Below are 14,801 nucleotides of genomic sequence, written 5' to 3'. Positions count from 1 at the left end.
GTGCTTCAGTTTCATCAGAAACCGAAAGCCGTCCAAACAGTGAAGCTGACACTGGATCATCGGACCGAAGCCCTACCAGCGTTGATATGCAGACATTTGATCCATCGAAATGAACCCAAGCCGCCCACATATCTCTTCAGATACTCGCGATGTCAAATAGCGCAGAAGCAAAAACCAACCGGATGCGCCCTGACTTGTTCGGCGCGCCCGCCCGGATATGCCTCTGATATGTTACCGTCCAGTCCCCCGGAGCACCGCCCCGCCGTCCCGTCCGGCCTCCCGATCAGCACCTCAGCGCCGCCGGTGAGGGGGCTTCTACGGATAACCGCAGACCCCTGCAAGCGGTTTTTTGAAGTTTTTTTGACCGGGGCGCGATTTTTTGTCGTTAACGCTCTCATTCGGGGTTCGAAAGACCCCTGCCCCATCCAGCCTTCATTCTGTAAAATACTGTTTTTAAACGACTTATGCAAGGATTGGTCGACCCAGCCCCTAGCCCGGAAATTTGCTGTGGAAAACTCCGTAGCCCCCGAAACCTTCCACTCTCGCATGAAAAAAGGGGCCCCAAACGGGACCCCTCGAGGTTCGCTGACAAGACTCGGTTTTCGATCACCGCCCGATCCCTTGGTTTGCCTGCGGCCTTGTCCGCGCCTGGGGCCTCCGCAGAGGTCCCGGAAGTCTCGGCAGGCGGCGGAAGCCCCCTGCCCTGTCCGATCAGCTACACCCCGACGTCCCGCCGCAGGTGTTGCACTTCATGCAGGTGCCGTTGCGCACCAGCGTGTAGTTGCCGCATTCGCCGCACGGATCGCCCTCGTAGCCCTGCATCTTCGCCTTGGTCCGCTCGTCGAGCGTCATGGTTCCGGCAGCCACCGCAACCGTGGAGGTCATGGCCGCGCCGCCCGTGGCGGGAACCAGCGTGCTCAGCGCCGAGACCGGATCGGTGCCGGTCATGCCGCCCTGCAGGACAACCAGTTCCTGCGGCAGGCGCTTGCGAAGGTAGCCGGTGGAGCTGATTTGCTTGAGCACTTCGAGCGAGCGCGAGGCGGCCGAGTCCGACAATTCCCTGACGTTCGACACGCCCTCTTCCTCGCCGCGGCCGATGTCGTCGAAGGTCGCGCCTTCGGGTTTGACATGGGCGAGGTCGGTGCGGTCGAGGTAGGACACGGCCAGCTCGCGGAAAATATAGTCGAGGATCGAAGTCGCGTTCTTGATCGAGTCGTTGCCCTGCACCATGCCCGCCGGTTCGAACTTGGTGAAGGTGAAGGCGTCGACGAACTCTTCCAGCGGCACTCCGTATTGCAGGCCGACCGACACGGCGATGGCGAAGTTGTTCATCATCGCCCGGAAGCCCGCGCCTTCCTTGTGCATGTCGATGAAAATCTCGCCCAAGCTGCCGTCCGCGTATTCGCCGGTGCGCAGGTAGACCTTGTGCCCGCCGACGATGGCCTTCTGGGTGTAGCCCTTGCGGCGTTCCGGCATCTTCGTGCGTTCGGACTTCACGATCTCCTTGATGACGATCTTCTCGACGATCTTTTCGGCCAGAACGGCGGCCTTCTCATGCGTGGAGCCGCTTTCCAGTACCTCCATGGCCTCCTCGTCATCCTCCACCAGCGCGGCGGCCAGCGGTTGGCTGAGCTTGGAGCCGTCGCGGTAGAGGGCGTTCGCCTTCACCCCGAGGGACCAGGACAGCTCGTAAGCCTTCTGGCAATCCTCGATGGTGGCGTTGTTGGCCATGTTGATGGTCTTGGAGATCGCGCCGGAGATGAAGGACTGCGCGGCGGCCATCATGGTGATGTGGCTCTCGACCGAAAGATACCGCTTGCCTTTCTTGCCGCAGGTGTTGGCGCAGTCGAAGACGTTCAGGTGCTCTTCCTTGAGGAACGGCGCACCTTCCAGCGTCATGGTCCCGCAGACGTGATCGTTCGCCGCGTCCACGTCCGCCTTGCTGAAGCCGAGGTGCTTGAGCAGGTCGAAGGTCGGATCGTTCAGCTTGGCCGCCGGGATGCCCAGCGTCTCGCGGCAGAACTCCTCGCCCAGCGTCCACTGGTTGAAGACGAAGCGGATGTCGAAGGCGGTGGCCAGCGAGGCTTCGATCTTCTCGATCTGGCGCGGGCCGAAGCCATGGCCGATCAGCGCGGTGTGGTTGATGCCGGGCGCATTGCCGAGGGTGCCGTGGCCGACGGCATAGGCGATGATCTCCTCGATCTGCGCGGAGCCATAGCCGAGCTTTTCCAGCGCGGCGGGCACGGAGCGATTGATGATCTTGAAGTAGCCGCCGCCGGCCAGCTTCTTGAACTTCACGAGGGCGAAGTCGGGCTCGATCCCGGTGGTATCGCAGTCCATGACGAGGCCGATGGTGCCGGTCGGGGCAATCACCGAGGTCTGGGCGTTGCGGTAGCCGTGCATCTCGCCGAGGCGCAGCGCCTCGTCCCAGGCGCCCATGGCCAGCTCGACCAGGGTCGCATCCGGGCAATGGGCATGGTCCAGCGGCACCGGCTTGACCGCGAGGTTCTCGTAACCGGTGGACGCGCCGTAAGCGGCGTTGCGGTGGTTGCGAATGACGCGCAGCATATGCTGGCTGTTCTTCTCGTACTTGGCGAAGGCGCCGAGTTCGCCCGCCATTTCGGCGGAGGTGGCATAGGCCACACCGGTCATCAGCGCGGTCAATGCCCCGCAGAGCGCCCGGCCCTCGTCGCTGTCATAGCCGAAGCCCATGTTCATCAGGAGGCCGCCGATGTTGGCGTAGCCGAGGCCCAAGGTCCGGTAGTCATACGAGCGCTGCGCGATTTCCTGAGACGGGAACTGCGCCATGAGCACGGAGATTTCCAGCGTCAGCGTCCAGAGGCGCGTGGCGTGCATGTAGCTTTCCGCATCGAACCGGCCGCCCTTGTAGAAGGTCAGCAGGTTCATCGAGGCGAGGTTGCACGCCGTGTCGTCGAGGAACATGTACTCGGAGCACGGGTTCGATCCGCGGATCTCGCCATCCTCCGGGCAGGTGTGCCAGGCGTTGACGGTGTCGTGGAACTGGATGCCCGGGTCGGCACAGGCCCAGGCGGCATGACCGACCTGATCCCAGAGCTCCTTGGCGGAGATGGTCTTGGCGACCTTGCCATCGGTGCGGCGCAGCAGCTCCCACGGCTTGTCTTCCTTGACCGCCCGAAGGAAGGCGTCGGTCACGCGGATGGAGTTGTTCGAGTTCTGGCCGGAAACCGACGCGTAGGCTTCGCTGTCCCAATCGGTGTCGTAGGTCGGGAATTCGATGCTGGAATAGCCCTGCTTGGCATAGTCCAGCACGCGCTTGATATAGGTCTCGGGGATCATCACGCCCTTGGCGGCGCGGATCGCGCCCTTCAGCGCCTCGTTCTTTGCCGGGTCGTATGCGTCCGCCTCGGCGCCGTCCCACAGCTTGATCGCGCCGAAGATGCCGTTGAGCATCTTTTCGTGTATCTTCGAGCCCGCGACGATCGACGCGACCTTCTGCTCCTCGATGACCTTCCAGTTGATGAACTCTTCGATGTCCGGGTGGTCGACGTCGCAGATCACCATCTTCGCCGCGCGGCGCGTGGTTCCGCCGGACTTGATCGCACCGGCAGCACGGTCGCCGATCTTGAGGAAGCCCATCAGGCCGGAGGACTTGCCACCGCCGGACAGCGGTTCATTGGCGGCGCGGAGCGAGGAGAAGTTGGTGCCGGTGCCGGAGCCATACTTGAACAGACGCGCCTCGCGCACCCAAAGGTCCATGATGCCGCCGTCGGAGACGAGGTCATCCTGCACCGACTGGATAAAGCAGGCGTGCGGCTGCGGGTGCTCGTAGGCTGAGGTCGAGCGGGTCAGTTCGCCGTTCTCGAAGTCGACATAATAATGGCCCTGCCCCGGACCGTCGATGCCATAGGCCCAGTGCAAACCGGTGTTGAACCACTGCGGCGAGTTCGGCGCGGCCATCTGCGTGGCGAGCATGTAGCGCATCTCGTCGAAATACGCCTGCGCGTCCTCTTCGGTCGAGAAATAGCCGCCCTTCCAGCCCCAGTAGGTCCAGGCACCCGCGAGACGGTCGAACACCTGCTTGGCGGAGGTCTCGCCGATGCGCTCGGTCTTGGCACTGGCGGGGGCAGAGCGCCACAGGAACTCGGGCACGCCCTTTTCCTTCACCTTCTTGAGCTGGGCCGGAACGCCCGCCTTGCGGAAGTATTTCTGCGCGATCACGTCGCTGGCAACCTGGCTCCACTTGGCGGGAACTTCGAGATTGTCCTGGCTGAACACGACCTTGCCGTCAGGATTGCGGATTTCCGACGTCGTGGTGGTGAATGCGATGCCCGTATACGCATCCTGCCCTGCCTTGGTGAACTTTCTTTCGATTTTCATGACCTGCCCCGTCGTGCAAATTTTGACCTGTTGTCCCAAGCCCCGCGACCGGCTTTCCTGACCAGGGGATGCAAGGAGCCATCAGGCGTGCCACTGCTGAACGCCCGTGAAAGCTTGTGCCTTCGATGATGTCGCCTCACCGCTCCCCTTGATGCAGCCACTAGATTTAGTGGGCGTCTCGCGATGCTCACACAAAATGGCGCAGGAGACGCGGCACGGTCAACGGATTTTTTACCAGTTTCGCCGGGTTTTTCAGGTTGACGCCGGAGGCCGGAAAACCGCTTCGGAAAATCCCCCGATTCATGCACAAGACCGGACGCCGGAAACCGCCCGCAAATCCCCGGATTTTCAATGTCGGAAGGGCGGTTTATCCACAGGCGTTAAACTATCGCATGAAATCGCAACGGTAGTATGACAGTTGATGCCATGGACTACATCTTGTGGCGCGGGAAGCACGCGCAAGCGTCCAAATGGCGGATCACGCGGCCTCCATGCGAGTCGGACCTGCGACTCGGTCCACAGACCACACCATCGCCTCCGGGACGCGGCCGCCACGGACAAAGCGGCAAGACACCAGATATGGTGCCGTCCGATTCAGGATCTTGCAGGGAGGAAAGTGGTCGGGGAGGCGAGATTCGAACTCACGGCCTTCTGTACCCAAAACAGACGCGCTACCAGGCTGCGCTACACCCCGACTGTGCCACCCTTTAGCGGCATCCGTCGCGCATGAAAAGCCGAAAGTCTATTCGCAGGCCCAGGCCGCGCCGGTGATCGCCGGATGACGCATCTCGGCACCCGGCTCGATCTGCAACATCGCCGCCAGACCGCCGTTGATCTCCAGCACATACTGCGCCGGACCATCCGACGGGATCGGCGTCAGATCGCCCGGAACCGCGTTGGCGTGCACCTTGGTCACCACGCCATTGGCGTCGGCAAAGATCATGTCGAGCGGAATCAGCGTGTTCTTCATCCAGAAGGCCACACCGGCCGGATCTTCCTCGGGATAGACGAACAGCATGCCGTGGCTGGTCGGCATCTTTTCCACGTACATCAGGCCGCGGGCCCGCTCGTCTGCGTCGTCCGCCACGTCGACGCCGAAGCGGACCTTGCCGAAGTCACCGCGCAGCCAGACCGAGTCCTCGGTACAGATCCCCCCGGCCAGCGCGGGCATCCCCATACCCGCCAGCCAGAGGACCAGACCCGTCAACGCGTGAGCGCGGCTTCCCATGCGAACACCTCCATCGCCATCCGGCCACGGCGGCCATCGACAACGCGAATGGCCAGCGCCTCGCCCGGCTGAAGATCAGCGAGGCCCGAGCGCCGCAGCACTTCGATGTGTATAAAGATGTCGTCGGATTTGCCAAACACGTTTGCGAAACCGAAGCCCTTGGCCTTGTCGAACCATTTCACCCGCGCCGGCTCCAGCGGCGCATTGGCGATGACCTCGGCGTCGAGATCCTCGAAATCCGCCAGCGGCGCCCCTTCGCTGCCCTCGGGCGGTTCGATCGAAAAGACCTCGGTGGCCTGAACGCCGCGGTCCGTTTTCTGCACACCGATCTGGATGCGGGCGCCATCGGCGACCGAGCTCTGACCGAAGTTCCGCAGCACGTTGGCGTGCAGCAGGATGTCGGCACCGCCGGAATCCGAAATGACGAAACCGAACCCCTTTGCCGGATCGAACCACTTTACCTTGCCGACGACCCGCTCTTGTGCGTTGTCTTGCTGTCCCAACCTGTGACTTCCAGTTATTCTTGAGTGACGTGTCCCGCCCTATTGTCTGCGTCATTCCGACAGGTCAGCGCAACCTGTCCAAAAGAGCAATTTTGTGTCACCTACTCACCTAGAGCGGGAATTAGCCGGGCGTCGGCCTGCAATTTTCAGGGGTTCAGGCGTTCGACGTGCCAGTTTTGGCTGAAATCCGTCCGGGTCCAGCGGAAGCGATCATGCAGGCGGAATTGCCCGTCGGCCCAGAATTCGATCTCGGTCGGACGGATGCGAAAACCGCCCCAGAACGGCGGTCTTGCCGGATTTGGACCGTGTTTCGCGGTCACCCGGGCCACCTCCGCCATGAGCGCGCCGCGCGAGGAAAGCGGCTGCGACTGCTGCGATGCCCAGGCCCCCAGTCGGCTCTTGAGCGAACGCGATGCATAGTACTCATCCGCCTGTTGACCATCGACCCGTTCAACCAAGCCGCGAGCGCGAATCTGCCGCCGCAGCGACTTCGAATGCAGCACGAAAGCCGCCTTCCCGGCGCCGTCGATCTCCTGCGCCTTCACGCTGCCGTAGTTGGTGTAGAACACGAACCCGTCGTCCTCGATCTCCTTGAGCAGTACCATGCGCACGTTCGGCATCCCGTCCGCGTCCACCGTCGACAGCGCGATGGCGTTCGGATCGTTGATTTCGCTCTGCTCCGCTTCCGCGAGCCAGGCCCGCGCGATGTCGAAAGGGTCCGCTCCGGCGAAAATACCGCTTCTGTCCGTCATGATCTTCCTGGTCCTCGATGTCTGTCCGGGCGCTTTGCTGCGGATGCAGGCTTGATGGCCCCCGGGGGATCGCCTAAACGACGTCTGACGAAATATCTGGGTGGAGAGGTGTCCATGTCAAACGGGTTGATGGCCGGAAAGCGCGGCTTGATCATGGGGCTTGCCAACGACAAGTCGATTGCCTGGGGCATCGCACGGGCCTGCGCCAACGCCGGCGCGGAGCTGGCCTTCTCCTACCAGGGCGAGGCCCTGATGAAGCGGGTCGGCCCGCTGGCCGGTCAACTGGGCTCCGACATCGTGCTGCCCTGCGACGTGTCCGACGGCGCCTCGATCGACGCGCTGTTCGCGGAGCTCAAGACGCGCTGGGACAGCCTCGATTTCATCGTCCACGCCATCGGCTTCTCTGACAAGAACGAGCTGCGCGGCCGCTACGTCGACACGTCCCGGGACAACTTCACCATGACCATGGACATCTCGGTCTACAGCTTCACCGCGGTAATGCAGCGCGCCGAGAAGATGATGAAGAACGGCGGCTCCGCCGTGACCCTGACCTATTACGGCGCCGAGCGCATCATGCCGCATTACAACGTCATGGGCGTGGCCAAGGCGGCGCTGGAGGCCTCCGTGCGCTACCTCGCCGAAGATCTCGGCAAGGACGGCATCCGCGTCAACGCCATCTCCGCCGGTCCGATCAAGACCCTCGCCGCCAGCGGCATCGGCGACTTCCGCTACATCATGAAGTGGAACGAGTACAACTCGCCGCTGCGCCGCAACGTGACCATCGAGGACGTGGGCAAATCCGCGCTCTATCTCCTCTCCGACCTCGGCAGCGGCGTCACCGGCGAGACCCATCACGTCGACGCGGGCTACCACGTCGTCGGCATGAAGGCGGTGGACGCGCCGGACATCACCAAGGGCTGAGCCTTCCGCAGAGCCTTCTGAATTTCAGACACCCCGGTCCCGTGCCGGGGCGTCTTTGTTTCCGCGCCGGCCATCCGGGACAGGACAACAGCCTGCCGCACCCGCTTCAAGCCTTGCCAGCGCCAGCCCCGCTGGCCTAAGACAGCGGCCATCCGAAGACACATCACGGGGAACGCCATGGACAACCGCCTGCCGCACGAAAAGGGCTTTCACGTCAGCTGGGACCAGCTGCACCGCGACGCACGGGCGCTGGCCTGGCGGCTTCAGGGGCAAGGCCCGGACAACGGCGCGTGGAAGGCCGTGGTCGCCATCACCCGGGGCGGCATGGCCCCGGCGATGATCGTCGCCCGCGAACTCGACATCCGCGCCGTCGATACGATCTCCGTCAAGTCCTACCATTCCGGCGGCGGCAAGGCGGATCAGCGGCGCGAGGCGCAGGTCCTGAAATCCCCCGATCCGAAGCTGATGGGCGACGGGGAAGGTATCCTGATCGTCGACGATCTGGTCGATACCGGCAAGACGCTGGAACTCGTGCGCCAGCTCTACCCCAAGGCACAGATCGCCACGGTCTACGCCAAGCCGATGGGCAAGCCGCAGGTCCACACCTATATCACCGAGGTGAGCCAGGACACCTGGATCTTCTTCCCCTGGGACATGGCGCTGCAATACGTCAAACCCTACCGCGGCGACGACTGAGCGCCCGCTCTTCTTTGGTCCCGAAATACCTCGGGGTTCCGGGGCAGAGCCCCGCAAACCGGGGGCGCAGGCCCCCGGTCATCGGTCCAAGATCAGGCAATCGCGGCCTTCAGCGTCTCCTGCCAAGGCGTGGTGCCGCGTCCGATCAGCCGGGACAGATCGCCGGACCCGCTGTAAAGCCCGCCTTGCGCCGCGCCTTCGTCGCTGTTGGCCAGCATCTGCGCCACCGGCTCCGGCAGCCCCGCGCCAAGCAGCGCCCCGGCGTACTCCGGGCCGGTCATGTTGACATAGGGGATATCCTTGCCGCTGAGGCGCGAAATCTCGGCGGCAAACTCGGCCAGATCGTAGCTCGTGTCGCCGGCCAGCTCATAGACCGTGCCGCTCTCGGGCAGAGGTCCGGCCAGCACCGCCGCCGCCGCCTCCGCGTAATCGACCCGCGCCGCACTGGAAATCCGGCCCTCGCCGGCCGCGCCGATCAGCGCGCCATGCTGCAGCGCCGAACCCGCCCCCATGACATAGTTCTCCGTGTACCAGCCATTGCGCAACACCGCATGGGGCAGCCCGGAGGCCGCCAGGGCCTCTTCGGTCGCCACATGCTCGCCGGCCAGCACCGTCAGCGGCGAGCCCTTGGCGCCCAGTAGCGACGTATAGGCCACGAAATCCACGCCCGCCGCCTTGGCAGCGGCAATGGCGTTGGCGTGCTGCGCGGCCCGCTGGCCAACTTCGCTGGACGAAATCAGCAACAGCCGGGACACGCCTGCAAACGCCGCCTCCAGCGCTGCCGGATCGTCATAGGACGCCACGCGCACCGTCAGCCCTTTCGCCTCCAGGGCCGCCGCCGCCTCGGGCCGCCGCACCAATGCGCCGATCTCCTCGGGCGCCACGCGCTGGAGCAGCGCCTCGATCACCAATCCACCCAGCTGCCCGGAGGCGCCCGTCACCATATAGGTCAAAGCCATTTCGTCTTTCCTTTCCGTTTTATGCCAATCAGGCGTGATTTCAGTCCCGAATCGGGATATGGTCTCAGATGTAGACCACAGGTCAGCCATCGAAAAGGAGGCACAAATTCATGACCAGGGAACATGCAGGTAACCGCCTCTTCCCCGACTGGCCCGCGGGCCGACCGGACGATCCGGGCGCCTGTCCGATCCGCGACGTGCTGGACCGGGTCGGCCAGAAATGGACGCTCCTGATCCTCATCGCGCTCGAAGCCGAGCCGAAGCGCTTCTCCGCCCTGCAGCGCATCGTCGGGGACATATCCAAACGCATGCTGACCCAAAGCCTGCGCGATCTGGAACGGGACGGCCTGATCTCCCGCACGGTCTACCCGACCAAGCCCCCGTCGGTGGAATACGCGCTGACCGCGCTTGGCCGGTCCTCGCTGACACCGATCGCGACGCTCAGTTCCTGGGCCAGCGACAATCATCCCGCGATCCGCGCCGCCCGGGAGGCCTACGACGCGCTAGCGTGACGGCTTGGCGGCCCATGGCCCACAGGTCCCCTTTCCGGCGACACGCCGGTGCACTACCCTGCGCAAAACTCTTGCAGGACAACGCCATGACCACCCGCACCGCCACCACCTTCCCGCCGCCCATCCCGGAGGCCCGGCGCTGGCTCGATGGCGTGACCTTTCCGCCGGAGCGGCCGCTGATCAACCTCAGCCAGGCCGCGCCGGTCGATCCGCCACCGCCCGCCCTGCGTGCCGCCATGGCCGAGGCGATGGAGCGGCCCGAGGCGCATCTCTACGGCGCGGTGCTGGGCAACGCCTCCCTGCGGCAGGCGCTCGCGGAGACCTGGTCGCAGCACTACGGCGGCGCGGTCGACGCCGCTCGGATCGCCATCACCCAAGGCTGCAATCAGGCCTTTGCCGCCGTGCTCACCGCGCTCACCACCGAGGGTGACGAGGTCATCCTGCCGTTGCCCTGGTATTTCAACCACAAGATGTGGCTCGATATGTCCGGCGTCACCGCCGTGCCGCTTGCCACCGGAGCGGACCTGATCCCCGATGCCGACGCCGCCGAAGCGCTCGTCACCCCCCGCACCCGGGCCATCGCGCTGGTCTCGCCCAACAACCCCGGCGGCGTGGAATACCCGCCCGAGACCCTGCGCGCCTTTTTCGATCTCGCCCGCAAACACGGCCTCAAGCTGATCCTCGACGAAACCTACCGCGATTTTCACTCCATGAACGGCGCGCCGCATGACCTGCTGAGGGCGCCCGGCTGGGACGAGACCCTCATTCAGCTCTACAGCTTCTCCAAGGCCTACCGCCTCACCGGCCACCGCGTCGGCGCGATCGTCGCTTGCCCGGCGCTGCTGGCGGAGGTGGAGAAGTTCATGGACACCGTCGCCATCTGCGCCCCGCAGATCGGCCAGATCGCCGCCGAATGGGGCCTGCGTCACCTTGGCCCCTGGGTCGCGGAGCAGCGGCAGGAGATCCTGTCCCGCCGCGCCGCCGTCGCCGAACACTTCCCGAAGCTGGCGGCAAAAGGCTGGACCCTCCTCGGTCTTGGCGCCTATTTCGCCTACGTCGAACATCCCTTCGCCGAACCCGCCGCCACCCTCGCGCCGAAAATCGTCCGCGAGGCCGGTGTCCTGCTGCTGCCCGGCTCCATGTTCTACCCCAAGGGCGACGCCACCGGCGAACGGCAGTTCCGCGTCGCCTTTGCCAATGCCGACAGCGCCGGGATCGCGACCATGACCGAACGCCTTGCCGCGCTCGACTGGCCCCTTGCAGCCCCCGGGGGTGGCAAGTAGACAAGGCCAGCCAGACCACACCCGGGGAGGACCTCATGGCTTCGAAACGCGGCAGCACCACCAAGACCCTCGGTCTCATCCTGATCGGCGTCCTGGTCATCGGCCTCGGTGGCTTTGGCGTCACCAACTTCTCGGGACAGGTGCGCAGCATCGGATCGGTGGGCGATACCGACATGCCGGTGACGGATTATGGCCGCGCCCTGCAGAACGAGATGCGCGCGCTGGAGGCCCAGGTCGGCCAACCGGTCAGCTTCCAGCAGGCGCAGGCCCTCGGTCTGCCGCAGCGGGTGCTGAGCCAGATGGTGGTGACCGCCGCGCTGGAGAACGAAGCGGACACGCTTGGCATTTCCGTAGGCGACGACCACCTTGCCAAGGAGTTGCGCAACATCCGCGCCTTCCAGGGGCCGGACGGCGCATTCAACCGCGTGGCCTACAGCACCGCGCTGCAGAACGCGGGCCTGTCGGAGCGCGATTTCGAGGAACAGCTGCGCGGCCAGAGCGCCGCGACCCTGCTGCAGGGGGCCGTCCTCGCCGGAACCAAACTGCCTGACAGCTATATCAGGACGCTCACCGGCTACGCCGCCGAGCGCCGCGCCTTCACCTGGGCGGAGCTGACGCCAGGCGCCAGCAACATCGGCCTGCCCGATCCCGACGAGGCGGCGCTCAAGGCATGGTACGAGGCGCATATCGCCGAATTCACCCTGCCCGAGACCAAGGTCATCACCTACGTCTGGATCACGCCCGACATGATCGTCGACACCGTCGAGGTGGACGAGGCTACCCTGCGCGCCGCCTATGACGAGCGCGAGGCGGAATTCAACATGCCCGAGCGCCGCCTTGTCGAGCGCCTCGTCTTTGCCGACGATGCGGAGGCCGAGGCGGCGTGGGAGCGGCTGCAATCCGGCGAGGTGGACTTCGAGGCGCTGGTCACCGAACGCGGGCTTGACCTGGCGGACACGGACCTTGGCGACGTGACCCGCGACGATCTGGAGGCCGCCGCAGACGCCGTCTTCTCCGTCGATGTCGGCGAGATCGCCGGTCCCGCCCCCACCGCGCTCGGACCGGCCCTGTTCCGCGTCAACGCCGTGCTGCCCGCCGTGACCACGCCTTTCGAGGAGGCCGAGCCGCACCTGCGCGACACGCTTGCGCTCGACCGCGCCCGCCGGGTGATCGACGGCATGGCCCAGAGCCTCGACGACGAGATGGCCGCCGGTGCGACGCTGGAAGAGCTGGCCGAGGGCACGGACCTCGAACTTGGCCAGATTGACTGGACAGAGGACAGCGCCGAGGGAATCGCCGGGTATGACGCCTTCCGCAACGCCGCCGCGGCGGTGGCCGATGGCGACTATCCGCAGATCGACCAGCTGGGCGACGGCGGCCTGTTCGCGCTGCGGCTCGACGAGATCCGCGCCCCGGCCCCGCAGCCCTACGAGGACGTGACCGACGCCGTCCGCACCGGCTGGGAACGCGACCAGCAGACCGAGGCCCTGATCGCGGATGGCACGGCGATGGCAGAGCAACTCTCCTCCGGCGCCACTTTCGACGACCTCGGCCTGACGCCGCAGAGCGAGCCTGGCCTCGCCCGCAACGCCCGGATGCCCGACCTGCCGGCGGGCCTGCTCGCCAAGGCGTTCGAACTGGACAAGGGCCAGGCTGTCGCCCTGCCCGGCGAGGGCACGGCCTACGTGCTGCGACTCGACGAGATCATCGCCGCCGATCCGGAGAGCGACGAGGTCAAACAACTGACCCAGACCTTCGGCGACCAGGCCGCGCAGGACGTCGCCCAGGACCTGTTCCAGGCGCTCTCGACCGACATCCAGGCCCGCGCCGGGGTCACGATCGACGAACAGGCGATCAACGCGATCCACGCCAACTTCCAGTAAACCGCAGCCCCGCGTGCCGCTCCCGCAGCGGCGCGCGGGCCGCCGGTTTGGCACCCGATTCGCTCCGGACGGAGGCCTGGCGCAGGGCCTCGAATCATCCAAAAAACGAGTCGTCTTTTGTCCGAATTTTCTCTGACTCGGTCGCCAAACCGGGTAGACCGGCGCCCTTTCGGCCAGCCGTCCCAATCATTTATTAACCAAATTTTAGGAAACCCCCGCGATTAAGGCAGACCGCGCCTCAATTCATCAAACACATGCCGCAATCGGCACGTACCCCGGAGGCATGACACGCAGTTTTCGCAAACTCTCGCATCAGGACTTCCGCCGTCGCGTCAAGACGGTCGATCCGGCCTACTATCGCTGGGGCGAGAGTGGCACGCGGCGTGACACAACGGTCGAACGGCCGATCGGGTTCTCCCTCCTCGGGTTCGGCTGGGCCTATCTCGTGGTCACCATCGCGAACAACCGCGCGCTGATCGAATCGTCGCTCCAGCAGGGGAACCTGCACGCCGATTACCACCGCTACATCTTCATGGGCCTTGCGGCCCTGCTGATGATCTCCGGCATTCTGCTGATGGCGCATGTCTATCGCTTCTTCACCCGCTCCGGAGGCAAGAGACGCAACTCCGGCGGGCTGCTCGTCGGCGCCCTGGGGGCCTTCGTGCTCGTCTACACCCCCGCGCACGTCTGGAGCGCCGGATACAACATGCTCGACGGCAATTCCCGCAGCCTCGTGCAGGTCGCCTCCGCGACCAAATCCCAGATCGGCAGCGTCAATCCGATGGTCGATGCCATCGCCTTCGTCACCTCCGTCGGCAAGTAAGCGTCAGATCACCCCGACGAACCGCTCCGGCAGGACCATCTGCACCGCGTACTCGGGCCTGTCGAACTGCCAGAACCCGGTATCCCCGCGCGGCCCCCAGGTCTCGTGCATCCGCTTGCGCACCGGGGCAAGGTCGAATCCCGGCACCGTCTTCAGCGCCGCGAAGGCCTGGAACACCGCCCGATCCTCGCCCCGCGCCTCCGCGAACCAGTGCCGCCCGATGGCGATGTCCTTGACCGACCCGCCAAGCGCCTCCGTCACCCGGTTGCGCTGGTCCATGGCCGCCCCATAGGCATCGAAATCGCAGAATTTCAGGTGCAACAGGTAAAGATCGTCCGGCGTGAACAGCTTGTCCGACTGCGTGTAATGCCCGCCTCGCGCGATCTTGTCGCCGCTGCTGACGATACAGGGCTTGGAATAATGCGGCGCGAGGCGCACATGCCGGCGCGGGCCGATGATCCGGTCCACGATGGGCTGGTCCTCCACGTCGATCCTGTGGATCACCTCCAGCCCCACCGGCGTCAGCACCCGACGCAGCTTCGCCGTTTCGAGAAACTCCAGCAGACTCATCCCCGCCGCCGGGTCGACCACCACCAGCTCGTCCACATCGCCCACGATCACGTGGTTGTAGTAGCACCGCAGCCCCTGCACGAGATTGTTGAGCATCCGCCAGCGCTTCATGTCGAAGTTGCGGTGCGGATCGCCGGGAATGCCGATGAGATTGCACCCCTCCGCCAGCCGCGCGACCTCGGACCCGCGGCCATGGTTCACGATGTAACAGTTCTCCCGACCGAAAATCTCCCCGTAATGACGCAACCACGCCTTGAGGAAGAACGCGTCATCGCGCACCATGGTCAGCGCTGCGGCTGTGCTCTGCATCGG

At 64.9% G+C, this 14,801-nt stretch carries 12 protein-coding genes and 1 tRNA gene; 6 read left to right on the top strand and 7 right to left on the bottom strand.

The window, feature by feature from the left end; translation table 11 throughout:
- Positions 1-711: 711 nt before the first annotated feature.
- From ACP159_RS23425 to pdxH, 5 genes are all read right to left on the bottom strand, one after another.
- Positions 712-4,359, bottom strand: a complete 3,648-nt coding sequence (locus tag ACP159_RS23425; protein ID WP_425102157.1) for a vitamin B12-dependent ribonucleotide reductase — start codon at positions 4,357-4,359, stop codon at positions 712-714.
- 617 nt (positions 4,360-4,976) lie between these two features.
- A tRNA-Pro gene (locus tag ACP159_RS23420) sits at positions 4,977-5,053 on the bottom strand.
- A gap of 48 nt (positions 5,054-5,101) precedes the next feature.
- Entirely contained in the window at positions 5,102-5,587 is a 486-nt protein-coding gene (locus ACP159_RS23415) for a DUF192 domain-containing protein (protein WP_425102156.1), read from the bottom strand.
- Positions 5,563-6,090: a cold-shock protein gene (locus ACP159_RS23410; protein ID WP_425102155.1), complete on the bottom strand. Its 528-nt coding sequence runs from the start codon at positions 6,088-6,090 to the stop codon at positions 5,563-5,565. Before ACP159_RS23410 ends, ACP159_RS23415 begins: the two co-directional genes overlap by 25 nt.
- Before the next feature lie 146 nt (positions 6,091-6,236).
- On the bottom strand, positions 6,237-6,842 hold the full coding sequence (pdxH, locus tag ACP159_RS23405) for a pyridoxamine 5'-phosphate oxidase (RefSeq protein ID WP_425102154.1): 606 nt from the start codon (positions 6,840-6,842) through the stop codon (positions 6,237-6,239).
- 114 nt (positions 6,843-6,956) lie between these two features.
- Here pdxH and fabI point away from each other — a divergent pair, with 114 nt between their 5' ends.
- Entirely contained in the window at positions 6,957-7,763 is an 807-nt protein-coding gene (gene fabI / locus ACP159_RS23400) for an enoyl-ACP reductase FabI (RefSeq protein WP_425102153.1), read from the top strand.
- 177 nt (positions 7,764-7,940) lie between these two features.
- Positions 7,941-8,459, top strand: coding sequence for a xanthine phosphoribosyltransferase (gpt, locus tag ACP159_RS23395; protein ID WP_425102152.1), 519 nt, complete (start codon positions 7,941-7,943; stop codon positions 8,457-8,459).
- 92 nt (positions 8,460-8,551) lie between these two features.
- Here the strand turns inward: gpt and ACP159_RS23390 are convergent, their stop codons facing one another.
- Entirely contained in the window at positions 8,552-9,418 is an 867-nt protein-coding gene (locus tag ACP159_RS23390; RefSeq protein WP_425102151.1) for an NAD(P)H-binding protein, read from the bottom strand.
- 110 nt (positions 9,419-9,528) lie between these two features.
- Between ACP159_RS23390 and ACP159_RS23385 the strand changes: the two genes are divergently transcribed.
- From ACP159_RS23385 to ACP159_RS23370, 4 genes are all read left to right on the top strand, one after another.
- Complete coding sequence (locus ACP159_RS23385; RefSeq protein WP_425102150.1) at positions 9,529-9,930, top strand: winged helix-turn-helix transcriptional regulator; 402 nt, start codon at positions 9,529-9,531, stop codon at positions 9,928-9,930.
- Positions 9,931-10,016: 86 nt separating this feature from the next.
- Complete coding sequence (locus tag ACP159_RS23380) at positions 10,017-11,213, top strand: aminotransferase (RefSeq protein WP_425102149.1); 1,197 nt, start codon at positions 10,017-10,019, stop codon at positions 11,211-11,213.
- A 35-nt stretch (positions 11,214-11,248) separates the two neighbouring features.
- On the top strand, positions 11,249-13,096 hold the full coding sequence (locus ACP159_RS23375) for a peptidyl-prolyl cis-trans isomerase (RefSeq protein WP_425102148.1): 1,848 nt from the start codon (positions 11,249-11,251) through the stop codon (positions 13,094-13,096).
- Between the two features lie 283 nt (positions 13,097-13,379).
- Positions 13,380-13,919 (top strand): hypothetical protein, encoded by a 540-nt coding sequence (locus ACP159_RS23370; protein ID WP_425102147.1) that lies wholly within the window; start codon positions 13,380-13,382, stop codon positions 13,917-13,919.
- Between the two features lie 3 nt (positions 13,920-13,922).
- Here ACP159_RS23370 and ACP159_RS23365 read toward each other — a convergent pair whose 3' ends face one another.
- A complete protein-coding gene (locus ACP159_RS23365; RefSeq protein WP_425102146.1) occupies positions 13,923-14,798 on the bottom strand; it encodes a glycosyltransferase family 2 protein in 876 nt (291 codons plus the stop codon).
- Positions 14,799-14,801: the final 3 nt, after the last annotated feature.

The organism is Tropicibacter sp. S64 (genome assembly GCF_049803835.1).
Classification (GTDB): domain Bacteria; phylum Pseudomonadota; class Alphaproteobacteria; order Rhodobacterales; family Rhodobacteraceae; genus Pacificoceanicola.
The sequence above is the reverse complement of the archived record's forward strand: the minus strand, read 5'-3'. Positions and strand labels throughout refer to the sequence as shown.